This window comes from Enterobacter sp. (assembly GCF_977039595.1).
The window spans coordinates 17294-41187 of the sequence record NZ_CDRQYH010000030.1; the positions used below are offsets into that span (position 1 = coordinate 17294).

Genomic DNA, 23894 nt, shown 5'->3' on the forward strand with positions numbered 1-23894 from the left:
CAGCCTTGAGATCGTAATGGAAAATCTGGCCCTCTGGTATCGCCGTTTTGGCGAGCCAGAAACCGTTCTGCAACCTGAAACCGCGCCCCCGGGCGCGCTTGCGCCGAGACAGCTCCGCGTGCGGATGCTGTTTTCTCCGGTGAACGCGTCCGATCTTATTCCCATCACCGGCGCCTATCGCCACCGAACCCCGTTACCGGCGATCGCGGGGTATGAAGGTGTTGGGGTTGTCATCGAGGCGCCCGCCTCGTTTAAGCATCTGGTGGGTCAGCGCGTCCTGCCGCTGCGCGGTCAGGGAACCTGGCAGCGCTATGTTGATTGCCCGGCAGAGTATGCGATACCCGTTCCGGACACCGTCGACGCACAGCTGGCCGCGCGGGCCTATATCAACCCGCTGGCGGCGCAGATGATGCTGACCCGCTACCCGCCGCGCGGAAAGCGGGTCTTGCTCACGGCTGCCGGATCGGATTGCGCCATTCTGCTGGGGCAGTGGGCGCGTCAGGCGGGGGCGGAAGCGGTGTACGGCATTCACCGTTCTGCCGTGCATGCTGAACGGCTGGAGGCGATGGGCATCACGCCTGTCGCGCAGCATGACGCAAACAGAATCGGCATCGTCGCCGCCCGTAGCGATATCGTCTACGATGCTACCGGCGGGCAGCTTGCGGAAGCGATCCTCAGCGTGATGCCCGAGCAGGGCATGTTTGTCTGCTACGGGCTGCTCTCCGGGCAAGCCTTCACACAGCGGCTCCCTGCGCCGCGCGTGGCGTGGTTCCATATCCGAAACGGTCTGGATGCGCTCGGCGTTGAGGCGTGGCGCGCGGAGTTCGAGCGCATCTGGCGGATGTTGCCCGACAGTGAGTACAGCGACGTTACGGTTTACCCGCTGGCGGATTGGCAGAGGGCGCTCAGCGCTTATCGTGAAGGTGGAAGGACCCGCAAGCCCCTCCTGTCGATGGAGGACTGAGCGCTATTTATGGCTCATATCGCTCAGCAGCACGGCGATACTTTGCCCGCCTGCCGTCTGTTCCAGACCAATCTTGACGATAATGGTTAGCGGGACGGAGAGCAGCATCCCAACGGGCCCGAGCAGCCAGCCCCAGAAAATCAGGGACAAAAAGACCACCAGCGTGGAGAGCCCCAGGCCACGACCCATCATGCGTGGCTCAAGAATGTTACCGAACACAAGATTGATGACCAGGTATCCGGCAAGCAGGATCAGCGCGTCATAAAGCCCGCTGAAAACCAGCACCTGGAGGATAGGGGGGATCGCCGCCAGCACGGAGCCAATGTTGGGAATGTAGTTAAGCGCAAACGCCAGCAACCCCCAGACAAACGCAAAGCGAACGTCCAGCGCCAGAAGCATCAACCAGACGACAACGCCCGTCACCAGGCTAATGGCGGTTTTCAGCACTAGATAGCGGGAAACGCTGTCCAGCGCGCGTTGAATCGCCCCCATTCCTTCGACCGGACGGACCATCATCTGCTGCAGCTTTGCTGGCAGCTGCGGCACCTCCAGCAGCATGAACACCACCGTTAAAAACAGCAGGAAAATGGAGGTCATGGCATTGGAAAGCTGCGCCAGCAGGCTGGTGACGATCGTCATCGCCGCGTTGGGGTCGATATATTTCAGCTGTTCTTCCACCGAGACTTCGATACCCGCCCGCTGCAGCCAGGGTTCTAGCTGCAGCAGGGGGATAGCCAGCGAAGAGCGGTATTTTGGCAGCGTTCGCGCCAGTTCATTGAGCGAGGTACCCAGATAAGCCACCAGCAGTACCATCGCCACAATAATGATGCTGATAAGCAGCGTGATAGCCAGCACGCGCGGAATGCGTAGCCGCGTCATGCGCTGCACCAGCGGGTTGAGGATCACCGCAATAAACAGGGCCAGAATAAAGGGCACAATAATGTCGGCGGCGAAGCGCACGCCTGTCAATATGATCACCAGCATGCCCAGCATGATGACAATTTTTAACCCGTTCAGGGTAATGATGGGTTTAGCCATGGTGACTCCGAAATTTTCTTTATATTTATAATAAAGGTGAAAGGCTTTGCAATAAACTAACCAAAATCAAACGGAGTGGGTAAAGAATTGCAAAGACTTTGAGTAAAATCCTGGCTTATGGTACAAATTCGGTGTGTTTAACTACCGAGGACAATTTTCATCCGCAAAGACGAGAAGCAACAACGCGGATAATTGTAATTTTATGGACAATATGTTCAGGACGTACTCTTCAAACAATACTGCTGTATACTCCACTTCTTTCTGCCTGCTTTCTGGTGAGCAACACTGGCGCACCGCACTATAGTCATTTCTTCTGCCTGAGCTGGCGCTAAGCGCTTAGCTGTCTGATTTCAATTCGTATTTTTGGGTTTGCTGCACGCAGCGGGCCACGATGGATTATATTCTCAAGCAGGAGAAAAACATGTTTTACTGGATTTTATTAGCGCTGGCTATTATCGCTGAAATTACCGGCACGCTGTCTATGAAGTGGGCAAGCGTCAGCGATGGCAATACCGGTTTTATTTTGATGCTGGTGATGATTTCACTGTCTTATATTTTCCTCTCGTTTGCAGTGAAAAAAATTGCGCTGGGCGTCGCGTATGCCCTGTGGGAGGGGATCGGTATTTTGTTGATTACGCTGTTCAGCGTGCTGATATTTGACGAAACATTAACAACAATGAAGGTCGCCGGTTTAACGACGCTGGTCGCGGGTATTGTGCTGATTAAGTCCGGTACCCGTAAACCTGGCAAACAGCAGAAGGAGCAGAACCATGCAACAGTTTGAGTGGGTTCATGCGGCCTGGCTGGGGTTCGCCATCGTGCTTGAGATCCTGGCGAACGTTCTGCTGAAATTCTCCGATGGTTTTCGTCGTAAATTCTACGGCCTGATGTCGATTGCAGCGGTTCTGGGGGCGTTCAGCGCGCTGTCCCAGGCGGTAAAAGGTATCGATCTTTCGGTCGCCTATGCGTTGTGGGGCGGTTTTGGTATCGCCGCCACGCTGGCTGCAGGCTGGGTGCTCTTCGGCCAGCGCTTAAATAACAAGGGTTGGATGGGGCTCATCCTGCTGCTTGCCGGCATGATCATGATAAAACTCGCCTGACAGTCCTCAATCCATGATTTACAGGCAGCGAAATTCGCTGCCTGTATTACGCTTAGAAAAGCAAAACATGAAGAGGAAGGCTGATGTATCGCACATTAAGCTGGCGCAATATTCCCAATGCGAGAACGTTGTTTGCCATGGTCTTTATGGCGGGCATCGGCTTAATCATCTCCGTCGTCGCACTCCTCTATCTTTCCCTGAATCTTATCAGCACCAAAACCAATGAAATTGATGAACACCGCACGGCGCTTTCCGTGCAGGGGGCTATTCAGACATCGGTTAACCGCGTCTCATCTCTGGTGCTTGACAACGCCGTCTGGGACGATGCTGTGCGGGAAGCCTACCGTCCCACGCTTAATACCGACTGGCTGTACGACACCTGGGGCACCGGCTTTAAAATTAATAACCTCTATGACGGCACCTTCGTGCTGGATGAACATTTCAACGTCCTCTGGGGATCGTTTAAAAGTCAGCCTTTTCAGGAGACGAATCTCGATTTTTTCGGTGAGGGGCTGAAAGCCCTTATTGCTCAGCATGCGCGCGCCTTATCAAGCGATAAAAATATCTATGCCGGGATCAGCAAAACGCGAAGCGGCGTCGCCTTTGTGGGCATTGGGCTGATTCGCCCAATGGTCGGAAGATTACAGGTTACCGACGGAACGCGCCGCTATCTGGTGATCACCCGTCATCTGAACGCCAGAATCTTATCCGACCTGGGGACGACCTTTCAGATCGATAACCTTCACTTTACGCCAGATAAAGTTAACGAGATGAGTATGCCGCTGCGCAGTTCGGCTGGGGAGCTGCTGGGCTATCTGAACTGGCAGGCGCGGCTTCCGGGGGCGCAGGCCGCCCGGGCGGCATCCTCTGATATCACGCAGATTGTTGTGCTGGCATCGGCCCTGATCCTGCTCTTTATTCTGGTGAGCAGCGTGGGGCTGTACAAGCTTGCACGAGGAGAAAGCCAGGCACGTCTGGTGGCCAGAACGGACTGGTTAAGCCATCTGCCGAACCGGCGAGCGCTTATCGAGGCGCTGGATCGGGTGAGCTTACGCGGAGATATCGACGTCAAAAGCGTGGTGTTTATCGATCTGGATGGTTTTAAAGATGTGAATGATATCTACGGCCACAGCGTGGGGGACGATCTCATCGTGGCGATTGCGAAAACGCTGAGTGAACGGGTGCCGCCGGGCGGGATGCTGGCCCGCATGGGCGGGGATGAGTTTGCCATGACAATCGGCGGTGATGATGCAGAGGCCCGAGCCACCGCCTTTGCCGTTTCGGTGCTGGATTTCCTCGCCACCCCGGTTCAGCTGGGGGAACGCACCATCCATATCGGGGCCAGCATCGGTATCGCCAGCGGAACTCTGATTGAATGCACCAGCTCAGAACTGTTTCGCCGCGCCGATATTGCCATGTATCACGCCAAAATGAGTGGAAAAGGGCGGATTACCCACTACGATGCGGAGCTGAACAGCGTCCGGGAACGCAAGCTGGCGATTGAAAATCAGATCCGTAGCGGTCTGGAGCGCGATGAGTTTGAGGTCTGGTATCAGCCGATCGTTGACGCCCGCACTCAGACGATGAGCAGCGTCGAAGCGTTGGTCCGCTGGCCGCGTCGCCCGGAAGGGCCGCTGGGCCCGGATACCTTCATCGCCATCGCGGAGACCAGCGGTCTGATTTACAAACTGGGCCAGTTTGTGTTGCAGCGCGCCTGTCAGGATCTCCAGCCATACGGTGACTTAAAGCTTTCCGTTAATATCTCTCCCGCGCAATTTCGCGATCCCGCCTTCGAAGACAAAGTGGCCAGCGTGCTGGAGAGTACCCGTTTCCCGGCCCACCGGCTGCAGCTTGAGGTAACGGAGAGCTATGTGCTGGAAAATCCGGATCGTGCCCGCATGGCAATAGCCAATCTTAAAGCGCTGGGTACCGCGGTGGCGCTGGATGACTTTGGCACCGGCTATTCCAGCATTGGCTATTTGCGGCGTTTTAACTTCGACACCATCAAGATCGATAAATCCCTGGCCGGGCTGGTGGACAACGATGAACAGGCAGCCGCGCTGGTGAGCGGCACGGTGCGGATCGCCAACGCGCTGGGGATGGCGGTGGTCGCCGAAGGGGTGGAAACCGAGAAGCAAATGAAACTGCTGCGGCTGGCTGGCTGCGATCAACTGCAGGGTTTTTGGTTCAGCCAGCCGATGCCGATTGAGTCAATCAGGGCACTGCATCAGGTCAGACGATGCTGATTTATTGCTGTGCCAGCGCTTCCAGCTTGTCGCGAAAACCGGTCACGGACAAGGCCCGGTTATCTGCGCGCCAGCGATCTTTCGCCGCCGGTGCAGAGCTCTGCACGCCAATTAACTGCCAGCCGTTATCTGTTTTCAGCATCAGCGGTGAACCACTGTCACCCGGCAACGTATCGCACTGGTGCGAAAGTACGCTGTTTTGCGCCCAGCCCGTCACAATACAGTCGGTGTGGGTGTAAAGCGTATCCAGATGGTCGACAGGATAGCCGGACTGCGTCACCTTTCGGTCGGCGGCTTTCAGGGCGGCGGTGAGTGCGTCTTTATCGCCATCAAATAACGGCAGCGGCGTAATGCCGGAAGGGGGGTAGCGTAAAACGATCAGGCCAAAGTCCCATGAGGCGGCCGCCGGTGGCACGATCCAGCCGTCACCATCCGGCTTCAGGCGTTTGCCGAGAGACGGATCGACACGGCCTTTAATGCCGTGGATTTCATAGCGCCAGGTCCCTTTTTGCGACACAAACCGCAAGGCCACCGCTTTATCCGGCTTGCCGTTTGGCGGCGTTAACAGACAGTGGCCTGCCGTCAGGGCAAGCTGAGGGGTGATCAACGTCGCAGTACATAAGTTACCGCTGGCGGTTTCCAGTTGACCTATAGCATCCCAGGGCGCCTGGGTGGGATCGGCGACGCGCGTGCGGTCGTCATGATTGAAAAAAAGCGTCTTTAACTCTTTCGCGCTAATGGTGTCATCACCGCCATCATCCGCATGTGAGAATCCAGAAAAAAGACCAAACGTTCCCAGTAACAACACAACAGATTTACGCATATCTCACTCTGGTGGGGGGTAATTATGATTATTAAAAGTGAACCCTATGAAAATACTATAGACGGGACAGCGCTAAAGTGGGAGTAAAATCAGCGTGCTACAATCAGGAAAGATAAAAATGGCTGGCAATGAGCGCGCATAAAATAAGCAGGATCAGAATCAGCTCAAACCGATAGCGTCGCAGCATACGCCCTCCGGATAAAAAAAACGGCGCGGAACCTGTCCGGTTCAGCGCCGGTTTACCAACGTGCCCCGAAAGGCACGGTTAAGCTTGTACTCTTACGCAGCTGGCTGTGCAGCTGGTTTAGCAGCTTCGTGTTTTACTGCTTTTTTGTGATGCTTTTTAGCAGCCTGAGCTTTCTGTTCTACAGCCGGTTTGGTCGCTTTTTTGTGGTGCTTTTTAGCAGCCTGAGCTTTCTGTTCTACAGCCGGTTTGGTCGCTTTTTTGTGGTGCTTTTTAGCAGCCTGAGCTTTCTGCTCTACAGCCGGTTTAGCGGCTTTATGATGTTTCTTGTGATGGACAGTTTTTGCTGGCGCCGCGGTGGTCGTTGCAGCAGGTGCCGCAGCAGCCGGTGCAGCAGTGGTTTCAGCAGCGAACGCAGCAGAAGACAGACCCATAGCAGCGGCAACAACCAGAGCTAATACTTTTTTCATGTTCATACCCTCGAATTTGGTTTTTCATTTAACCCCACTGCGGGGCCGTTGAAATAACTATATCCCTGTAAATTCGGGGTTTCCGTGAGTGATTGGTATCGGCGTGTAACCATATGTACATTGCCGGGGTCCTGCACAGACGGCTCCCTCTCCCATGAGGGGGGACGGGCTGGGGTGAGGGGGAACATACGGCTGTAGTGGTCATTCCGTTCACTTCATGTTCCTTGCTACTCTGTAACGCCATGACCGGTGAACGTGCCAGGGTGGCTCAATCGCCACCACCCTGGCGACCCGGGCTCCCGGCGGTAAATCGCCGCTTCGCGGTGCCCTCAGCTTATTCCTTCAGGCTATCGGGTCGGGCATGAGCCTGCATCCCTGCAGGCCACGCCCTCTCGGCGCATCCCTGCGCCTCGCCCCGGCCTTACGGAAACGCTTCGGCGATTTACAGCCGGACCAGGTTGTCGCTGTAAGTCATTAATTTTGACGAAGCAACGTTCATCGCTTCAGGTAAAAAATTACTGGGGATTCCTCAGCCCATGAGGGAGAGGGCTGGGGTGAGGGGGAACATACGGCTCTTTTACCTGAGGTCCCTCACCCCCGGCCAAACAGATTACAAATAGCGGGAGGTCAGATGCTCGCGGAAGTAACGGATATTCAGATCTTCACCCGTCGCCTGGGTGATTAACTGCGACGTGCTGAAGCGACTGCCGTGCTGCCAGATGTTCTGGCGCAGCCACTCAAAGAGTGCGGAAAAGTCGCCTTCAGCGATGGAGGCCTGCAGACCCGGAAGCGCAGTTTTCGCGGCGTGGAACAGCTGTGCGGCATACATAGCCCCCAGCGTGTACGACGGGAAGTAACCAAAACCGCCGTCGGTCCAGTGGATATCCTGCATGCAGCCGTTGCGGTAGTTGTCTTTGGTGGACAACCCGAGCCAGGCCTGCATTTTCTCGTCCCACAGGGCGGGAATATCGTCTACCTCAATCTCGCCGTTGATCAGCGCCCGCTCAATCTCATAGCGCAGCACCACGTGTGCCGGGTAGCTCACTTCGTCCGCATCGACGCGGATATAGCCCGGCTTCACGCGCTGGTTCCAGGCAATAAAGTTCTCTTCGCTGAACGCCGCCTGGCTGCCAAAACGGGCGTGCACCGCAGGGAGAAGATGTTTGAGGAAGGCTTCACTCCGTCCCAGCTGCATCTCAAAGAACAGGCTCTGCGATTCATGGATCGCGGTTGAGCGGGCCAGCGCAATCGGCTGTCCTGCCCACGCGCGCGGTAGGTTTTGTTCGTAGCGCGCATGTCCGGTTTCGTGGATCACGCCAAACAGCGCGCTGAGCAGTTCATCCTCGTCGTAGCGCGTGGTGATGCGCACGTCTTCCGGTACGCCGCCGCAGAAGGGGTGCGCACTCACGTCGAGGCGACCGCCGTTAAAATCGAAGCCGAGCATCTTCATGGCCTCCAGGCCCAGCTCACGCTGTGTTGCCGTCGGGAAGGGGCCCTGCGGGGGAATAAACGACCGCTGAGCCTGTTTTTCCACCACGCTTGCCAGCAGGTCCGGTAGCCAGGACTTCATGTCGCCGAACAGAACGTCCAGACGCGCGCTGGTCATGTCGGGTTCAAAAATGTCCAGCAGCGCGTCGTAAGGCGTACAGCCTTTTGCTTCAGCCCGCAGGCGAGCCTCTTCGCGGCTGAGTTTAACCACCTCTTTCAGGTTGGCGGAAAAGCCCTGCCAGTCGTTGGCGGGGCGCTGAGTACGCCAGGCGTGTTCACACCTGCTGCCCGCCAGAGATTTGGCTTCCACCAGCGATTCCGGCAGCAGGGTCGCCTGCTGGTAGTGGCGTGTCATTTCGCGCAGGTTGGCCTGTTCGACGTCATTCAGATCTTCTCCTGCCGCCGCCGCTAACAGGTCGCCGACTTTTTTATCGGTCAGGAGCTGGTGCTGCAGGACGCTCATCTCTGCCAGCGCCTCGCCGCGCGCGGCGCTGCCGCCGGGCGGCATCATGGTGAACATGTCCCAGCTGGCGATGGAGGAGAGGTGCGAGAAGCGGGAGAGACGCTGGAAGGTTTTCACAAGTGACTGATAGGCTGATGTTTTTTGCAATTCTTATTTCCTCATGCCGGGGATGTGTTTCAGGGAGCATACAATGAAACCGAGCAAATTCCCCAACATTTCCCACACGGAGGAAATCTGTGCCGATCTCCTCCGTAGAAAACCGTCCCCGGCATTCCGGGAGACGGTTTTCGGTGGGCACTCAGGACTTATCGCGCATAACCTGTTGCAGGATTGCCAGCGCCTGGTTGAACTGAGCATCCGGAATGGTCAGCGGATAAAGGAAGCGGATCACGTTGCCGTACTGGCCGCAGATCAACAGCAGCAGGCCCTGGGCGAGCGCCTTTTGCTGGATCGCCTGCGCAATGGCGGCCGAAGGTTCACGGCTCTCGGGATCAAAAAACTCCGCCGCGATCATCGATCCTCTTCCCCTTATCGCCACGAGCGCAGGGAAGGTGCCCTGAATCTCCTCCAGCGTGGCTTTCAGCCGATCGCCCAGCTGACGGGCGCGCGCGCACAGTGACTCGTTGTCGATAATATTCAGCACCGCGTGCGCGGCGGCCACCGCAAGCGGGTTGCCGGCATAGGTTCCCCCCAGGCCGCCGGGAGCCGGCGCGTCCATGATTTCGGCGCGGCCCACCACGCCGGACAGCGGCATTCCGCCTGCCAGGCTTTTAGCCATCGTCATCAGGTCGGGTTTGTCCGCGTAGTGTTCCATGGCAAACAGCTTACCCGTTCGGGCGAAGCCGCTCTGCACTTCGTCGGCAATCATCACGATCCCGTGCTCATCACAGATGCGGCGGATGGCGGATACCAGCTCTGGTGGGGCGACGTTGAATCCGCCTTCACCCTGGATGGGTTCAAAAATAATCGCCGCTACCTGTTTCGCCTCAATATCCGCTTTGAACAGGCGCTCTATCGCCGTGATGGCATCCTGCGTCGTGATGCCGTGCAGCTCGGAGGGATACGGCACGTGATAAACCGACCCCGGGAAGGGACCAAATCCCAGCTTGTAAGGCGCGACCTTGCCGGTTAACGCCATGGTCATATAGGTGCGGCCGTGAAAGCCTCCCCCGAAGGCAATCACGCCCGGTCTGCCGGTGTGGGCCCGGGCGATTTTAACGGCGTTTTCCACCGCTTCCGCGCCCGTTGTGAAGAACGCCGTTTTGGCCGGGCTCTGCACCGGGGCCAGCTCGTTAAGTTTTTCAGCTAATGAAACGTAGCTTTCATACGGCACAATCTGGTAGGCCGTGTGGGTGAACTGGTGAAGCTGTTTTTCTACTGCGGCTACCAGTTCAGGATGACGATGGCCGGTATTCAGTACCGCGATCCCGGCGGCGAAATCAATATAGTCGTTGCCTTCCACGTCGGTAAGCGTGGCATTCTCCGCCGAGCGGGCAAAGAAATTACACATTACGCCTACGCCGCGCGGGGTGGCAGAAAGTCTGCGCTGATGAAATTCCTGGTTACTCATGTCAGATACCCTTTTGTCGAAACGATCATACGCCAAGACGATCGCGCAGGCTGTAGTACGCCGCGCCCATCGCCGTAAATGGAATCCGCAGGCTGCGGCCGCCCGGGAAGGGGTAGTGCGGGAGGTTAGCAAACGCATCAAAGCGCTCGGCGTCGCCGCGCAACAGTTCCGAGATCAGCCGTCCGGCCAGGTGGGTGCAGGTCACGCCGTGGCCGCTGTAGCCCTGCATGTAATAGATGTTTTTATCCAGACGACCAAACTGCGGCATACGCGACAGGGTCAGCAGGAAGTTGCCCGTCCAGCGGTAGTCGATTTTGACGCCTGCCAGCTGAGGGAAGGTTTTCAGCAGCTTTGGCATCACCAGGCGCTCGACATCGTCCGGATCGCGCGCGCCATACACTACGCCACCGCCGTACAGCAGGCGGTTGTCGGCGGTGAGACGGTAGTAATCCAGCAGGTAGTTACAATCTTCCACGCAGTAGTTATTGGGGATCAGCGTGCGGGCGACCTCTACCGGCAGCGGGGCGGTGGTTACAACCTGGGTGCCGCAGGGCATGCTGCGTTTTGCCAGTTCCGGTTCGATCTTATCGCCGAGATAGGCATTCCCGGCGACGATCACGTAGCGGGCCGTCACCTGGCCATGCTGCGTGCTCACCACGGCCGGGCTGGTGTGCTGAATGGAGGTCACCGGGGACTGCTCATATACCCGCCCGCCGTTCAGGCGAATGGCGTCCGCTTCGCCGATCGCCAGGTTCAGCGGATGAATATGCCCACCGCTGCGGTCCAGCAGCGCGCCGGTATAGCGTTCGCTGTCGACTTCCCGGCGAATGGCGCTGGCGTCCAGCAACTCCAGCTGCGTGTTGCCGTAGCGTTCCCAGTTGGCTTTTTGCTCCTCCAGCGTCTCCAGCTGCTTATGGTTAAGCGCCACAAACAGCCCGCCGGGACGATAGTCGCACTGGATCTGATAGCGCTGGATGCGTTCCCGGATGATTTCCCCGCCTTCAAACATCATGCTCCCGAGCATTCTGGCGGCATCGGGCCCGTAGTTTTTCTCGATCACGTCGATATCGCGGCTGTAGGAGTTAACCAGCTGGCCGCCGTTGCGTCCGCTGGCGCCGAAGCCGATGCGCGCCCCTTCAAGGAGCACCACGTCGTAGCCCATTTCGGCGAGATGCAGCGCGGAGGAGAGGCCGGTATAGCCGCCGCCCACCACGCACACGTCACAGCTGATCGACTCGTTAAGCGTCGGGAAGGGTTCGTAAGCGTTCGCGCTGGCCGCGTAGTAGCTGGTGGTATGTTCGGTCATGATTGAGGCTCCAGGGCAATCCAGATGGTTTTCAGTTCGGTAAATTTTTCCAGCGCGTGCAGGGACTTATCGCGACCGTTGCCGCTCTGCTTATAGCCGCCAAAGGGAACGGTCATATCACCGTCGTTATAGTTATTGACGAAGACCGAGCCGGCCTTCAGGCGGCGGCTCATGCGGTGCGCGCGGGAAAGATCGCGGGTCCATACCGCTGCGCCAAGCCCGTATTCACTGTCGTTGGCCAGCGTTAAGGCTTCCTCTTCGGATTTAAAACGGGTGACGACCAGCACCGGTCCGAAAATTTCTTCCCGGCACAGCGGGGAGGCGGGGTCGATGTCGACAAAAATGGTTGGACCGACTGCGGAAGGCCATGATTGTTCCCGCCCGTCCAGCAGCAGCGTGCCTTTCCGGGTTCCCTCGCGAATGAACGTGTGGACGGTATCGGCGTGCGCAGCGTCGATGAGCATGCCCATCGTGCTGTCCGGGTCGAGCGGATCGCCCGGCTGCCAGTGACGAGCCTGCGCTTTTAGCCTGGCCAGGAACTCATCGGCGATGCTGTCTTCGAGCAGCAGACGGGTACCGGCGATACAGACTTGCCCCTGGTTATAAAAAATCCCGGCGGCGGTCGCGCTCACGGCCTTGTCCAGGTCCGGACAGTCGGCAAAGATAATGTTGGCGCTTTTGCCGCCCGCCTCCAGCCAGACGCGCTTCATGTTGCTTTCTCCCGCGTCCTTCAACAGCTGCTTGCCGGTACGGGTAGAGCCGGTAAACGTCAGCACCTCGACCTCCGGATGCAATGCCAGCGCCTGGCCCGCTTCGTGGCCGTAACCGCTTATCACGTTCAGCACGCCGTCAGGCAGGCCCGCCTCTTTCGCCAGTCCGGCCAGCCGCAGGGCGGTGAGGGGCGATTTCTCCGACGGTTTCAGTATCACGCTGTTGCCCGCGATCAGCGCCGGGCCCAGCTTCCAGCAGGCCAGCAGCAGCGGGAAGTTCCAGGGGACGATGGCCGCAACAACTCCGATTGGCTCGCGCACGATCATCGCCAGCTCGCCCGGACCCGTAGGCGCCACTTCGCCGTAGACTTTATCCGCTGCTTCGGCGTACCAGCGAATGGCGCGCGCCGCGCCGGGAATATCGTCGCGCAGGCTGTGGCGGATGGGTTTACCTGTGTCCAGCGTTTCCAGTAATGCCAGCTCTTCGCCGTGGCGTTCCATTAAATCGGCGAGCTTATTTAGCACGGCTTTGCGCTGCGCCGGAGACGCCTGCGACCAGTCACCGCGCTCAAATACCTCACGCGCGGCCTGAACCGCGCGGTCCACGTCCGCCTGCTTGCCCCGGGCGACGTTCGCCAGCGTCTGCTGGGTCGCGGGATTGACGGTTGCAAACGTGGTGTTATCGGCGGCGTCACAATAGGCACCGTTAATAAATAACCGGGTCTCAATGGCGCTGTTTTTTGCTTTATCCTGCCAGTAAGTCAGGTGCTGAAAATGCATATTCACTCCTTTCTTTCGCAATCAGATAAATAAAGGCATGGCCGTTTCAGGCAATACGAAGCCGTGGGGCATCCCGGGAATTAACCCGTTAAATGCCGACAGCGATCGTTTTTATATTTCCCGGCGTAAGCGCGCTTACGCCGGGACTGAGTGGTAATTAGAACGTGGTGGGGGTGTGGGCACTGATAATGCGGCAGACGCCTGCCGAGGTGTTGCTGAAGCTGTGCGGTATGCCGGTATTGATGGCATAGCTTTGCCCCGCAACCAGGTGATATTGCTGGCCATTAATGGTCAACAATATTTCACCTTCCAGTATCGTACCGATCTCCTCACCCTGATGTTTGATCCTCTCTCCGGTCGTGGTTCCAGGCTGGTAAGTTTCAAAAATCATCGCCAGCGTACGGTTCGGATTTCCGTTATGAACCAGCTTCATCGAAACTCCCTGACTGCCTATTTCGATAAGGTCTTCCTGATTAATAACCACCTGCGGTTCATCAGGTTTTTCCGGTTCCGAAAAGAATTCCGAGAGCGACAGCCCATAGACTTTCAGCAGCTTTTGCAGCGTACTGATAGCAGGACTGACTTTGTCCTGCTCAATGGTGCTGATGGCACTGTGTGTTAACCCAGACAGTTCGGCGGCACGCCGCTGCGAGAGACCCAGCTGCTGGCGGATCTCAGACAGACGTTTCCCTGGCGCCAGTCCGTCATCGCTCATAGTTGCATTTCCTTTACGGTAGTGGTCAAAGCCGCTGCTTCTCGGCAATGTGGCTTTGACAGGCGGTGATAAAACCTTCAAACAACATACGGGACAGGGCGTACTCGCTGCTGTTCCATTCGGGGTGCCATTGCACGCCGAGGGCAAAAGGGTGGTCATGAACGCTGACCGCCTCGACCAGCCCATCCGTCGAGCGGGCCTCCACGCGAAGCCGTGGTCCTAACGTCCGTGCACCTTGCCCGTGTAACGAGTTTACCCAAAATGTGTTACAGCCTGGTATTAATTGAGACAGCAGTCCTCCCTCCTGAACCTGAACTTCATGAGACGGAGCGTATTGTAGCTCAACCGGCAGTTCAGGATCTTCCCGGTGCTCGAGCAGGTCGTTCTGCTCGAACAGGCGGCGATACAGCGTCCCCCCCGTCGCAACAACCAGTTCCTGCAGCCCCCGGCAGATGGCGAAAATGGGGATGCGCCTTTCGAGCGCGGCGGCAATCAGCGCCATACTCAGAAGATCTCGCCCGGGATCGGCGTTAGGCTCATCGCCGTTTTCACCATAAAGGTGCGGCTGCACGTTACTTGGGCTGCCCGGCAGGTAAATCCCGTCCAGGGTTGGGAGCAGAGCGGTGAGCAGCTCTGGCTCTGCCAGCGCATGCGGTAAGGCAATTGGTAAACCCCCCGCGTTAATAATGGCATTCAGGTACTTTTCTTGCAGTGTCTGGGTCTCATGACCCTTAAGCCTGTTTCTACACATCACCACGCCAATAACTGGCTTGTTCATTATATTTTCCATGATCGCCCTCACAAAGTGGACTAAATTTAGGCCATTTTCGCCAGATAAACGGCCTTTTCGTTCAATATTTTCTCAATCTAGCAACGGGATCTGCCTTTTGCAAACTTAATTTAACATTTGACAAACAATTTATTTGCATACAGATTCGATAGGGTGGACATTATATTTGACAGTCCAGAGCAGCGAACGCAAATCCCAAAAACGGTGGTAAATCATGGAAACCAATATCGTAGAAGTTGAGAACTTTGTTCAGCACACGGATGAGAGGCGGGGCAGCGCCTTTACGCAGGAAGTGAAGCGCTATTTAGAAAAGTATCCTGACACCCAGTTTATTGATGTCCTCCTGACCGACCTGAACGGCTGTTTTCGCGGTAAACGCATCCCGGTTGCCGGACTGAGCAAGCTTGAAAAAGGCTGCTATTTCCCGGCATCGGTTTTCGCCATGGACATTTTGGGTAACGTCGTGGAAGAGGCGGGCCTGGGACAGGAGCTCGGCGAGCCGGACTGTATCTGCGTGCCGGTACCGGGCACCCTGACGCCGTCCGCCGCCGACCCGGAATACATTGGTCAGGTGCAGCTCACCATGGTCGATGAAGATGGCGCTCCCTTTGACGTTGAGCCGCGGAACGTACTCAACCGACTCTGGCAGCAGCTGCGCCAGCGCGGCCTGTTCCCCGTGGTAGCGGTAGAGCTGGAGTTCTATTTACTTGACCGTAAACGCGATGCCGACGGCTATCTGCAGCCACCCTGCGCGCCGGGGACCGACGTGCGCAACACGCAGAGTCAGGTCTACTCGGTTGATAATCTGAACCACTTTGCTGACGTACTGAACGACATTGACGAACTGGCGCAGCTGCAGCTGATCCCCGCCGACGGGGCAGTGGCTGAGGCCTCTCCGGGCCAGTTTGAGATAAACCTGCACCATACGGAAAACGTGCTCGATGCCTGCGATGATGCGCTGGCGCTAAAACGTCTCGTCAGGCAGATGGCAGAAAAACATAAGATGCACGCCACGTTTATGGCAAAGCCGTATGAAGAACATGCGGGCAGCGGGATGCACATCCATATCAGCATGCAAAACAACCGAGGCGAAAACGTGCTCGCAGACGCCAGCGGCGAGGATTCCGCGCTGCTGAAACGCGCGCTGGCCGGGATGATCGACCTGATGCCTGCGTCTATGGCGCTGCTGGCACCGAACGTCAACTCCTACCGCCGTTTCCAGCCGGGAATGTACGTGCCGACGCAGGCGTCATGGGGACACAATAATCGCACCGTTGCCCTGCGTATCCCCTGCGGCGATCGCCATAACCATCGGGTCGAGTACCGGGTAGCGGGCGCTGACGCGAATCCGTATCTGGTGATGGCGGCTATTTTTGCCGGCATTTTACATGGCCTGGATAACGATTTACCGCTGCAGGAAGAAGTGGAAGGAAATGGTCTGGAGCAGGACGGACTGCCGTTCCCGATCCGCCAGAGCGATGCGCTGTGGGAATTTATGCAAAACGATAGCCTGCGCGAGCGGCTGGGCGAACGCTTCTGCCACGTCTATCACGCCTGCAAAAACGATGAATTACTGCAGTTTGAACGCCTGATTACCGAAACGGAAATTGAGTGGATGCTGAAAAACGCCTGATGACGTGCCCCGGTAAGGGGCCGCTTTGTTTCATCTCATACGTAACACCAAACGGCCTGCGCGGAGCCTGGCCTAACTGTTTGCTGGCACGCCAGCTATCTCCCGGGAGTCGCGTTATGGAGCGCAGGCGGCACAGGGATTTTCTTAACGACACTGTGTGACGAGGTAGGAAATGATGCAGATGTTCAACTATCCGCAGGGCGAAGGGGGCCAGTCAGGCGCCTGCTGTGAGTGCGAGCCAGAGACGGTGCGCTGGTACGATCGCGTGTGTTCTTTACAACTTCCCCCTTTGCTAAGCAGGTTTGCGTTAAGGACAGCGCGATTGCAAACCACGGTAAGCATGGGGGGGACGGTTTATGGCGACTAACACCTCTCTTGACTCGCCGGGCATGGCCGGAAGAACCCGGCTGCGCAGTTCCCTCAAGCTCTGGCAGGTGGTCATGATGGGGCTGGCTTATCTCACCCCCATGACCGTGTTTGATACCTTCGGCATTGTGTCCGGTATCAGCAACGGCCACGTGCCCGCCTCGTATCTCCTGGCGCTGGCTGGCGTCATGTTTACCGCCATCAGCTACGGTAAACTGGTACGACAGTTCCCGGAAGCAGGCTCTGCGTATACCTACACGCAGAAATCGATCGGACCCCACTTAGGCTTTATGGTCGGCTGGTCATCGCTGCTGGATTATCTCTTCCTGCCGATGATCAACGTGCTGCTGGCGAAGATCTACCTTTCCGCGTTGTTCCCTGAAGTCCCGCCGTGGGTTTGGGTGGTGGGGTTTGTAACGATCCTGACGCTGGCGAACCTCAAGAGTGTGAATCTGGTCGCCAACTTTAACACCCTGTTTGTGCTGGTGCAGATCGCCATCATGGTGGTGTTTGTCATACTCGTGGTGCACGGTCTGCACAAGGGGGAGGGCGTCGGCACCGTCTGGTCGCTCCAGCCGTTTATCAGCGAGAACGCGCACCTGATCCCGATTATTACCGGCGCGACTATCGTCTGCTTCTCTTTCCTCGGCTTTGACGCGGTCACCACGCTGTCGGAAGAGACGCCAAACGCGGCGCGGGTGATCCCCAAAGCGATTTTCCTCACCGCTCTGTATGGCGGGCTGATATTCATTGTTGCCTCGTTTTTCATGCAACTCTTTTTCCCGACGATCGCGCGCTTCAAGAACCCGGACGCCGCGCTGCCGGAAATAGCGCTGTACGTGGGCGGCAAGCTCTTCCAGTCGGTGTTTCTGTGTACCACGTTTGTGAATACGCTCGCTTCAGGCCTGGCCTCGCACGCCAGCGTCTCGCGCTTACTGTATGTGATGGGGCGTGACAACGTGTTTCCGGAGCGGGTGTTTGGCTACGTGCATCCGAAATGGCGTACGCCGGCCCTGAACGTCATTATGGTTGGGATAGTGGCGCTGTCGGCCCTGTACTTCGATCTCGTGACCGCGACGGCGCTGATCAATTTCGGCGCGCTGGTGGCGTTTACGTTTGTTAATCTCTCGGTGTACAACCATTTCTGGCGGCGTAAGGGGCTGAACAAAACGTGGAAAGATCGTTTCCACTATCTCCTGCTGCCGCTCATCGGTGCCGTCACGGTCGGCGTGCTGTGGATAAACCTCGAAGCGACGTCCCTGACGCTTGGCCTCATCTGGGCGGCACTGGGGATCCTTTACCTGACGTGGCTCACGCGCCGTTTCCGCAAACCGCCTCCGCAGTTTGAAGCCGGTAAGATAGAGCAGGCCTGGGATTCCTGAACGTGAAACGGCACCAGTACGCTGGTGCCGTTTTTGTGGATGGAGCGTCTTAACGGACATCAGCCCGCAGGCGTATTATCTCAGACGTTTATGAAGACTTGCGCCAACCAGCAGCGCGGCGCACAGCATCAGCGCGATAAACCCGCCCACGCCGTTCCAGCCGTAGTTATGCCAGAAGACACCGCCGAGCGTCCCGGCGATGCTGGACCCCAGGTAATAGCTAAACAGATACAGCGACGATGCCTGACCTTTGGCGCGACGGGCGCGCGGTCCAATCCAGCTGCTGGCGACCGAATGCGCGGCGAAGAACCCCGCGGAGAAGAGCAGCATGCCGGCAAAAATCAGCCACAGGGAGGAGAAGAGCGTCAGCAACAGGCCGACCAGCATCATCGCCGTGAAGAACAGCATGACCGGGCCGCGGCCATAGCGTGCGGTCATCGCCCCGGCCTTCGGCGAGCTCCAGGTGCCGGTAAGGTAAGCCACGGAAAGCAGGCCGACCACCGCCTGGCTCAGATGCCACGGCGAGAGCATCAGGCGGTAGCCAATATAGTTAAACAGCGTGACGAACGAGCCCATCAGCAGGAAGCCGGTCAGGAACAGGCGCGGCAGCCCCTTGTCGCGCCAGTGCAGGCGGAAGTTGATAAACAGCGTTTTCGGGCGCAACGAGGTCGGACGGAAATGACGCGATTCCGGCAGAATTTTCCAGAACATCAGAGCAGATGCCAGCGCAAAACACCCGATGACTGCCAGCGCAATACGCCAGTTAAAGAAGTCCGTGAATACCCCGCTCAGCAGACGTCCGCTCATTCCGCCAATCGAGTTCCCGCTGATGTAAAGCCCCATAGAGAAGGCAACAAAGCTCGGGTGGATCTCCTCGCTGAGATAGGTCATCCCGACCGCCGCCACGCCGCTAAGCGAGAGCCCAATCAGCGCGCGCATCACCAGAATACCGTGCCAGCTGGTCATCATGGTAGAGAGTAACGTACAGACCGAGGCCAGCATCAGCGCGGTTACCATCACCGGTTTACGGCCAATGGCGTCGGACAGCGGCCCGGTAAAGAGCAGGCCAATCGCCAGCATGCCGGTAGAAATAGAGAGTGAAACGCTGCTGCTGGCAGGCGATACGCCAAACTCATGGGAGAGAACGGGCAGGATCGGCTGTACGCAATAGAGCAGGGCGAAGGTTGCCAGACCGGCGGAAAAGAGCGCCAGCGTGACGCGCATAAATTGGGGAGTACCACGTTTAATGAACTGAACCGGCTGCGATGCTGCGGGTAAATCATTGATATCTCTGGCCGGATCGATATCAATAGTAGTTGTACGACTCACACAGTTTCCTTGCTTAAACATCCCCGTGATTTCTGGTGACGGGTATGACCACCTGTTTAGGGTAGGAAAATGTAAATATTCTGTCTAATATATTAATAATCTCAAATGATACTTTAGAAATATGAATATCGAGCTGCGTCATCTCCGCTACTTTGTCGCCGTCGCCGAAGAGCTGCATTTTGGCCGCGCGGCGGCACGGCTAAACATCTCTCAGCCACCGTTAAGCCAGCAGATTCAGATCCTGGAGCAGCAGGTCGGGGCGCGCCTTCTGGCCCGCACCAACCGCAGCGTGAGCCTGACGGCGGCGGGTAAGCAGTTTCTGAACGACAGCCGACAAATTCTGAGCATGGTCGATGACGCCGCCGCTCGGGCAGAACGGCTCTATCTCGGGGAAGCCGGAGAGTTGCGCATCGGGTTTACCTCGTCCGCGCCGTTTATCAGCGCCGTCTCGGAAACCCTGTCGTCATTCCGCCGCCATTTCCCGGATGTTCACATTCAAACGCGCGAGATCAACACCCGCGAGCAGATCGCGCCGCTGAATGAAGGCTCGCTGGATCTGGGGCTGATGCGTAATACCCAGCTGGCGGACTCGATGGAGTGGGAGGTGATCCTGCGTGAGCCGCTGATGGCCATGATCCCACACGATCACCCGCTGGCGTCGCGTCCGACGGTTTCGCTGGCTGAGCTGGCAAAAGAGCCGTTTGTCTTTTTTGACCCGCAGGTTGGAACGGGTCTGTATGACGATATTCTGGGGCTGATGCGCCGCTACGATCTTGCCCCGGTCATCACCCAGGAAGTCGGGGAAGCGATGACGATTATCGGCCTGGTCGCCGCCGGGCTGGGCGTCTCTATTCTTCCAGCCTCCTTTAAACGGGTACAACTGCGCGAAATGCGCTGGGTAACCATTGCCGAAGAGGATGCCGTTTCAGAGATGTGGCTGGTCTGGTCAAAACATCGAGAACAGAGCCACGCCGCGCAGCGCTTCAAACAGCAGTTGATGAACGCCTCTGCCGGGCAGCATTTTCAGGCAAAAGTGGGCAAAAATGTGCGGTAAATCACATGGCTAAGTAAATATTTGACGGCAGCCATACAAGTGCTTCACCATAGCCAACAGTTTATTTCGAAGCTCGAAAATAAGGGAGTACGAGGTGGTCGCGGATAGTCAGCCAGGGCATATTGATCAGATTAAGCAGACCAACGCTGGCGCGGTGTATCGCCTGATTGATCAGCTTGGTCCGGTTTCGCGTATCGATCTTTCGCGCCTGGCACAGCTGGCACCTGCCAGTATCACCAAGATAGTCCGCGAGATGCTGGAAGCACACCTGGTTCAGGAGACGGAAATTCAGGAGCCGGGCAGCCGTGGCCGTCCGGCCGTTGGGCTGGTGGTGGAGACGGAGGCCTGGCACTATCTGTCGCTGCGCATCAGCCGGGGGGAGATCTTCCTTGCGCTGCGCGACCTGAGCAGCAAGCTGGTGGTGGAAGACCGTCTTGAACTGCCGCTCAACGCCGAGGAGTCGCTCCTTGAGGCGATTGTCTCGCACATCGATCGCTTCTTTATCCGCCATCAGCAGCGCCTTGAACGCTTAACGGCGATCGCCATCACCATGCCGGGTATTATTGATACCGAAAATGGTATTGTTCACCGCATGCCGTTCTACGACGATGTGAAAGAGATGCCGCTGGGAGAGGTGCTGAAAAACCATACCGGCGTGCCGGTCTATATTCAGCATGACATCAGCGCCTGGACGATGGCGGAAGCGCTGTTCGGCGCGTCCCGCGGCGCGCGGGATGTGATTCAGGTGGTTATCGACCATAACGTCGGGGCGGGCGTGATTACCGATGGACGGCTTCTCCACGCCGGAAGCAGCAGCCTGGTGGAAATCGGACATACCCAGGTCGACCCTTACGGCAAGCGCTGCTACTGCGGGAACCACGGCTGTCTGGAGACCATTGCCAGCGTGGAAAGCGTGCTGGAACTGGCGCAGGTCCGGCTCAGCCAGTCCATGAGCTCCTCGCTGCACGGACAACCCTTAACGGTGGATTCTCTCTGCGCCGCCGCGCGCCAGGGCGATCTGCTGGCGAAGGACATTATTACTGGAGTAGGGAACAACGTTGGCCGCATTCTGGCCATTATGGTGAACCTCTTCAACCCGCAAAAAATCCTCATTGGCTCACCGCTGAGCCAGGCGGCGGAAATCCTCTTCCCGGCGATCTCGGCCTGTATCCATCAGCAGTCGCTTCCCGCCTACAGCAAAAATATTGCGGTAGAAAGCACCCAGTTTTCCAACCAGGGCACGATGGCAGGCGCGGCGCTGGTCAAAGATGCCATGTATAACGGCTCGCTGTTGATCCGCCTGCTACAGGGTTAACTCTTTTCCGCTGATGTAAGAAAAATTGCGCTATCTCAAGCCGGGTAGCGCATGCATCCCGTAGACTTCCTCCACTGAATTATTTACCTGGTTTATATTTTCGAAGCATACCCAAGAGGTGGAGTGAGTCATGCTTAAGCGTTTCTTTGTTACTGGTACAGATACCTCTGTCGGCAAGACCGTCGTATCCCGCGCATTGCTGCAGGCGCTGGCAGCAAGCGGTAAACGCGTGGCAGGGTACAAACCGGTCGCAAAAGGCAGTAAAGAGACGCCAGAAGGATTGCGTAATAAAGACGCCCTGGTGCTGCAAAGCGTCTCGTCACTGGAACTGCCTTATCACGCGGTCAATCCCATTGCGTTAAGCGAAGAGGAGAGCAGCGTAGCGCACAGCGGCCTGATTAATTATCCCCTGTTGTCCGACGGACTGGCGAACCTGAGCGAGAAGGTTGACCACGTAGTGGTTGAAGGGACGGGCGGCTGGCGCAGCCTGATGAATGATTTGCGCCCGCTGTCTGAATGGGTTGTGCAGGAGCAGCTTCCGGTGGTAATGGTGGTAGGGATCCAGGAAGGGTGCATCAACCACGCGCTGCTGACGGCGCAGGCGATTGCCAATGACGGCCTGCCGCTGATTGGCTGGGTGGCAAACCGCATCAACCCGGGCCTGGCGCACTACGCCGAGATTATTGACGTGCTGAGCACCAAACTGCCTGGCCCATTAGTCGGCGAGCTGCCTTATTTGCCACGCGCCGAGCAGCGCGAGCTAGCGCAGTACATCGATCTCTCTGCCCTCGGTGGCGTGCTGACCGTAGATCGAGTCGTGGCGTAACGTCCGCGACAATACGGACGCCACCACGCAGGCGACCAGCAAACCGGGCAGTAAAAAATACTGTCCGGTCATTTCACAGACCATCAGCGCCGACATAATGGGCGCATGCGTGGTCGCGGCGAGTAGCGTTGCCATCCCTGCCAGCCCCAGCAAAATAGCCGTTTCAGAACCCGGCAGCCACAGCGCGAAAAACTGCGCGAATAGCATGCCTGTTGCCATGCCGACAAACAGCGTGGGCGTGAACACCCCGCCCGGCGCACCCGATCCGCTGCTCGCCAGTACAGCCAGCAGCTTACAGATGAACACTCCGGCAATCACCGACAGCAGCGGCGGCGCGAGCAGAAAAGCCTGAACCACGCTGTAGCCATTCCCCCACACCTTCGGCGTCAGAAGAGACAGCAGCCCAACGAGCGCACCGCCCAGCGCTAATTGCCACGGAGGCGAGAGTTTTAAGTGCAGGAAAAGACCGTGGCTGAATGCCATCAACCACATCAGCAGCGGTCCGCAAAGCCCTGCCAGCAGCCCCATGGCGACCAGCAGGGCATAATCGGCTGCGGTGAGTGTGCCGCTCAAATGGACCGCGTAGAGCGTGCCGGTACCCGGCGCCAGGAGCTGCGTGGTGAGCAGCGCCACCACCGCCGCGATAATGACGGGGCCGAGCGAGGCCAGCATCAGGGTGCCAAACAGAATCTCCGCAATAAACAGGCTTCCGGCTAATGGAGCATGGTAGGCGCTGGCCATCCCGGCCGCTGCGCCGCAGGCGATCCATAACTTCCATTCGGACTTGGGCGTAAAGCGCCGGGCAAAAAAGGAGGCGGCGAGGGCAGCAAGCAGGATCATCGCCCCTTCACGCCCGATTGCGCTTCCGCTGGCAACGACAAGCAGAGAGGCAAGGGATTTAACCAGGCTGGCGCCGTAGTCAAACTGACCGTCGCCCGTCTCCAGCGCTTCCATGTAATCGGTAGGGGCATGTGGCCGCTGAGCGGTCAGGCGCTGCCATCCCCAGAGCAGCAGCCCGGCAGCCAGCCCTCCCAGCGCGGGCGTCAGCGCGCGCCGCCAGGGTGAGAGCGACGCGGCGGCATTCACCAGGCTGCCGCTGTCGTTGCTGAGAAGCAGCCACTCCAGCAGATACATGCTGTGGCGGAACACCGCAACAGCCAGCGCGGCCAGCACGCCGGTGACGGTAGCAATCAGCAGTCGACGAAACATCGCGCGGATGTCTGGGTACGTATGAAGACGTTGCATGGGTCGCGAGTAAACGGGAAAGATATAATATTGTGGCGGGAAATCGCGGGGGTAGCAAAAGGTATGCGTGCGGAAAAGCCGGGCGATGCCCGGCCAG

General features: G+C 57.6%; 23 protein-coding genes. 11 read left to right on the forward strand and 12 right to left on the reverse strand.

Annotated elements, in window-relative coordinates; translation table 11 throughout:
- Nucleotides 1-16: 16 nt before the first annotated feature.
- The gene (locus ACWYRJ_RS11230; RefSeq protein WP_455507905.1) at nucleotides 17-964 is read left to right on the forward strand and encodes a zinc-dependent alcohol dehydrogenase family protein; all 948 of its coding nucleotides are present in this window, start codon (nucleotides 17-19) and stop codon (nucleotides 962-964) included.
- A 3-nt stretch (nucleotides 965-967) separates the two neighbouring features.
- Here ACWYRJ_RS11230 and ACWYRJ_RS11235 read toward each other — a convergent pair whose 3' ends face one another.
- Nucleotides 968-2002 carry an AI-2E family transporter gene (locus ACWYRJ_RS11235; RefSeq protein ID WP_455507906.1) on the reverse strand — a complete coding sequence of 345 codons (1035 nt, stop codon included), beginning with the start codon at nucleotides 2000-2002 and terminating at the stop codon, nucleotides 968-970.
- Nucleotides 2003-2135: 133 nt separating this feature from the next.
- Between ACWYRJ_RS11235 and ACWYRJ_RS11240 the strand changes: the two genes are divergently transcribed.
- The 4 genes from ACWYRJ_RS11240 (at nucleotide 2136) to ACWYRJ_RS11255 (ending at nucleotide 5348) form a co-directional block, all read left to right on the forward strand.
- Nucleotides 2136-2306 (forward strand): protein YdgV, encoded by a 171-nt coding sequence (locus ACWYRJ_RS11240; RefSeq protein WP_085930315.1) that lies wholly within the window; start codon nucleotides 2136-2138, stop codon nucleotides 2304-2306.
- A 117-nt stretch (nucleotides 2307-2423) separates the two neighbouring features.
- Nucleotides 2424-2786, forward strand: coding sequence for a multidrug/spermidine efflux SMR transporter subunit MdtJ (gene mdtJ / locus ACWYRJ_RS11245; protein ID WP_029739354.1), 363 nt, complete (start codon nucleotides 2424-2426; stop codon nucleotides 2784-2786).
- Complete coding sequence (gene mdtI / locus ACWYRJ_RS11250; RefSeq protein WP_045910373.1) at nucleotides 2773-3102, forward strand: multidrug/spermidine efflux SMR transporter subunit MdtI; 330 nt, start codon at nucleotides 2773-2775, stop codon at nucleotides 3100-3102. The genes mdtJ and mdtI overlap by 14 nt, the downstream gene beginning before the upstream one ends.
- Before the next feature lie 83 nt (nucleotides 3103-3185).
- Nucleotides 3186-5348, forward strand: coding sequence for a bifunctional diguanylate cyclase/phosphodiesterase (locus tag ACWYRJ_RS11255; RefSeq protein WP_249577072.1), 2163 nt, complete (start codon nucleotides 3186-3188; stop codon nucleotides 5346-5348).
- Between the two features lies 1 nt (nucleotide 5349).
- On the opposite strand, the gene ACWYRJ_RS11260 is transcribed toward ACWYRJ_RS11255, so the two are convergent.
- From ACWYRJ_RS11260 to puuD, 9 genes are all read right to left on the reverse strand, one after another.
- Nucleotides 5350-6171 (reverse strand): trypsin-like serine peptidase, encoded by an 822-nt coding sequence (locus ACWYRJ_RS11260; protein WP_455507907.1) that lies wholly within the window; start codon nucleotides 6169-6171, stop codon nucleotides 5350-5352.
- A 103-nt stretch (nucleotides 6172-6274) separates the two neighbouring features.
- Nucleotides 6275-6358 (reverse strand): small membrane protein YdgU, encoded by an 84-nt coding sequence (ydgU, locus tag ACWYRJ_RS11265; RefSeq protein ID WP_021241182.1) that lies wholly within the window; start codon nucleotides 6356-6358, stop codon nucleotides 6275-6277.
- 92 nt (nucleotides 6359-6450) lie between these two features.
- Nucleotides 6451-6825, reverse strand: a complete 375-nt coding sequence (gene asr, locus ACWYRJ_RS11270; RefSeq protein ID WP_032668244.1) for an acid resistance repetitive basic protein Asr — start codon at nucleotides 6823-6825, stop codon at nucleotides 6451-6453.
- 610 nt (nucleotides 6826-7435) lie between these two features.
- The gene (locus ACWYRJ_RS11275; protein WP_455507908.1) at nucleotides 7436-8923 is read right to left on the reverse strand and encodes a carboxypeptidase M32; all 1488 of its coding nucleotides are present in this window, start codon (nucleotides 8921-8923) and stop codon (nucleotides 7436-7438) included.
- A gap of 151 nt (nucleotides 8924-9074) precedes the next feature.
- The gene (gene puuE, locus ACWYRJ_RS11280) at nucleotides 9075-10346 is read right to left on the reverse strand and encodes a 4-aminobutyrate transaminase (RefSeq protein WP_149366787.1); all 1272 of its coding nucleotides are present in this window, start codon (nucleotides 10344-10346) and stop codon (nucleotides 9075-9077) included.
- A 25-nt stretch (nucleotides 10347-10371) separates the two neighbouring features.
- Nucleotides 10372-11652 (reverse strand): NAD(P)/FAD-dependent oxidoreductase, encoded by a 1281-nt coding sequence (locus tag ACWYRJ_RS11285; protein ID WP_455507909.1) that lies wholly within the window; start codon nucleotides 11650-11652, stop codon nucleotides 10372-10374.
- Nucleotides 11649-13142: an aldehyde dehydrogenase PuuC gene (gene puuC, locus ACWYRJ_RS11290; RefSeq protein ID WP_455507910.1), complete on the reverse strand. Its 1494-nt coding sequence runs from the start codon at nucleotides 13140-13142 to the stop codon at nucleotides 11649-11651. Before puuC ends, ACWYRJ_RS11285 begins: the two co-directional genes overlap by 4 nt.
- A 157-nt stretch (nucleotides 13143-13299) precedes the next feature.
- Entirely contained in the window at nucleotides 13300-13857 is a 558-nt protein-coding gene (gene puuR / locus ACWYRJ_RS11295) for an HTH-type transcriptional regulator PuuR (protein ID WP_111965724.1), read from the reverse strand.
- Nucleotides 13858-13882: 25 nt separating this feature from the next.
- On the reverse strand, nucleotides 13883-14647 hold the full coding sequence (puuD, locus tag ACWYRJ_RS11300) for a gamma-glutamyl-gamma-aminobutyrate hydrolase (RefSeq protein WP_045910614.1): 765 nt from the start codon (nucleotides 14645-14647) through the stop codon (nucleotides 13883-13885).
- A 214-nt stretch (nucleotides 14648-14861) separates the two neighbouring features.
- On the opposite strand from puuD, the gene ACWYRJ_RS11305 reads away from it, so the two are divergent.
- The 3 genes from ACWYRJ_RS11305 to ACWYRJ_RS11315 all read left to right on the forward strand — a co-directional run bounded on the left by ACWYRJ_RS11305 (nucleotide 14862) and on the right by ACWYRJ_RS11315 (nucleotide 18028).
- Nucleotides 14862-16280 carry a glutamine synthetase family protein gene (locus ACWYRJ_RS11305; protein ID WP_047075214.1) on the forward strand — a complete coding sequence of 473 codons (1419 nt, stop codon included), beginning with the start codon at nucleotides 14862-14864 and terminating at the stop codon, nucleotides 16278-16280.
- 181 nt (nucleotides 16281-16461) lie between these two features.
- Nucleotides 16462-16647: a YmjE family protein gene (locus ACWYRJ_RS11310; RefSeq protein WP_418251760.1), complete on the forward strand. Its 186-nt coding sequence runs from the start codon at nucleotides 16462-16464 to the stop codon at nucleotides 16645-16647.
- Nucleotides 16637-18028 carry an APC family permease gene (locus ACWYRJ_RS11315; RefSeq protein ID WP_045284883.1) on the forward strand — a complete coding sequence of 464 codons (1392 nt, stop codon included), beginning with the start codon at nucleotides 16637-16639 and terminating at the stop codon, nucleotides 18026-18028. The genes ACWYRJ_RS11310 and ACWYRJ_RS11315 overlap by 11 nt, the downstream gene beginning before the upstream one ends.
- A gap of 75 nt (nucleotides 18029-18103) precedes the next feature.
- Here the strand turns inward: ACWYRJ_RS11315 and ACWYRJ_RS11320 are convergent, their stop codons facing one another.
- Entirely contained in the window at nucleotides 18104-19357 is a 1254-nt protein-coding gene (locus ACWYRJ_RS11320) for an MFS transporter (RefSeq protein ID WP_111965727.1), read from the reverse strand.
- Nucleotides 19358-19478: 121 nt separating this feature from the next.
- Between ACWYRJ_RS11320 and ACWYRJ_RS11325 the strand changes: the two genes are divergently transcribed.
- The 3 genes from ACWYRJ_RS11325 to bioD all read left to right on the forward strand — a co-directional run bounded on the left by ACWYRJ_RS11325 (nucleotide 19479) and on the right by bioD (nucleotide 22552).
- Nucleotides 19479-20411, forward strand: a complete 933-nt coding sequence (locus ACWYRJ_RS11325; protein ID WP_249577010.1) for a LysR family transcriptional regulator — start codon at nucleotides 19479-19481, stop codon at nucleotides 20409-20411.
- 94 nt (nucleotides 20412-20505) lie between these two features.
- The gene (mlc, locus tag ACWYRJ_RS11330) at nucleotides 20506-21726 is read left to right on the forward strand and encodes a sugar metabolism global transcriptional regulator Mlc (RefSeq protein ID WP_111965729.1); all 1221 of its coding nucleotides are present in this window, start codon (nucleotides 20506-20508) and stop codon (nucleotides 21724-21726) included.
- 130 nt (nucleotides 21727-21856) lie between these two features.
- Nucleotides 21857-22552 carry a dethiobiotin synthase gene (gene bioD, locus ACWYRJ_RS11335; RefSeq protein WP_111965730.1) on the forward strand — a complete coding sequence of 232 codons (696 nt, stop codon included), beginning with the start codon at nucleotides 21857-21859 and terminating at the stop codon, nucleotides 22550-22552.
- Here the strand turns inward: bioD and clcB are convergent.
- Nucleotides 22487-23797, reverse strand: coding sequence for a voltage-gated ClC-type chloride channel ClcB (gene clcB, locus ACWYRJ_RS11340; RefSeq protein WP_455507911.1), 1311 nt, complete (start codon nucleotides 23795-23797; stop codon nucleotides 22487-22489). The two genes, bioD and clcB, sit on opposite strands and share 66 nt — an antisense overlap.
- Nucleotides 23798-23894: the final 97 nt, after the last annotated feature.

What these genes read in the sequence shown, in the direction of transcription:
- ACWYRJ_RS11230 (WP_455507905.1), top strand. Translation starts at nt 17, where the DNA reads ATGGAAAATCTGGCCCTCTGGTATCGCCGTTTTGGCGAGCCAGAAACC.
- ACWYRJ_RS11235 (WP_455507906.1), bottom strand. Translation starts at nt 2,002, where the DNA reads ATGGCTAAACCCATCATTACCCTGAACGGGTTAAAAATTGTCATCATG.
- mdtJ (WP_029739354.1), top strand. Translation starts at nt 2,424, where the DNA reads ATGTTTTACTGGATTTTATTAGCGCTGGCTATTATCGCTGAAATTACC.
- mdtI (WP_045910373.1), top strand. Translation starts at nt 2,773, where the DNA reads ATGCAACAGTTTGAGTGGGTTCATGCGGCCTGGCTGGGGTTCGCCATC.
- ACWYRJ_RS11255 (WP_249577072.1), top strand. Translation starts at nt 3,186, where the DNA reads ATGTATCGCACATTAAGCTGGCGCAATATTCCCAATGCGAGAACGTTG.
- ACWYRJ_RS11260 (WP_455507907.1), bottom strand. Translation starts at nt 6,171, where the DNA reads ATGCGTAAATCTGTTGTGTTGTTACTGGGAACGTTTGGTCTTTTTTCT.
- ydgU (WP_021241182.1), bottom strand. Translation starts at nt 6,358, where the DNA reads ATGCTGCGACGCTATCGGTTTGAGCTGATTCTGATCCTGCTTATTTTA.
- asr (WP_032668244.1), bottom strand. Translation starts at nt 6,825, where the DNA reads ATGAAAAAAGTATTAGCTCTGGTTGTTGCCGCTGCTATGGGTCTGTCT.
- puuE (WP_149366787.1), bottom strand. Translation starts at nt 10,346, where the DNA reads ATGAGTAACCAGGAATTTCATCAGCGCAGACTTTCTGCCACCCCGCGC.
- ACWYRJ_RS11285 (WP_455507909.1), bottom strand. Translation starts at nt 11,652, where the DNA reads ATGACCGAACATACCACCAGCTACTACGCGGCCAGCGCGAACGCTTAC.
- puuC (WP_455507910.1), bottom strand. Translation starts at nt 13,142, where the DNA reads ATGCATTTTCAGCACCTGACTTACTGGCAGGATAAAGCAAAAAACAGC.
- puuR (WP_111965724.1), bottom strand. Translation starts at nt 13,857, where the DNA reads ATGAGCGATGACGGACTGGCGCCAGGGAAACGTCTGTCTGAGATCCGC.
- puuD (WP_045910614.1), bottom strand. Translation starts at nt 14,647, where the DNA reads ATGGAAAATATAATGAACAAGCCAGTTATTGGCGTGGTGATGTGTAGA.
- ACWYRJ_RS11305 (WP_047075214.1), top strand. Translation starts at nt 14,862, where the DNA reads ATGGAAACCAATATCGTAGAAGTTGAGAACTTTGTTCAGCACACGGAT.
- ACWYRJ_RS11310 (WP_418251760.1), top strand. Translation starts at nt 16,462, where the DNA reads ATGTTCAACTATCCGCAGGGCGAAGGGGGCCAGTCAGGCGCCTGCTGT.
- ACWYRJ_RS11315 (WP_045284883.1), top strand. Translation starts at nt 16,637, where the DNA reads ATGGCGACTAACACCTCTCTTGACTCGCCGGGCATGGCCGGAAGAACC.
- ACWYRJ_RS11325 (WP_249577010.1), top strand. Translation starts at nt 19,479, where the DNA reads ATGAATATCGAGCTGCGTCATCTCCGCTACTTTGTCGCCGTCGCCGAA.
- bioD (WP_111965730.1), top strand. Translation starts at nt 21,857, where the DNA reads ATGCTTAAGCGTTTCTTTGTTACTGGTACAGATACCTCTGTCGGCAAG.
- clcB (WP_455507911.1), bottom strand. Translation starts at nt 23,797, where the DNA reads ATGCAACGTCTTCATACGTACCCAGACATCCGCGCGATGTTTCGTCGA.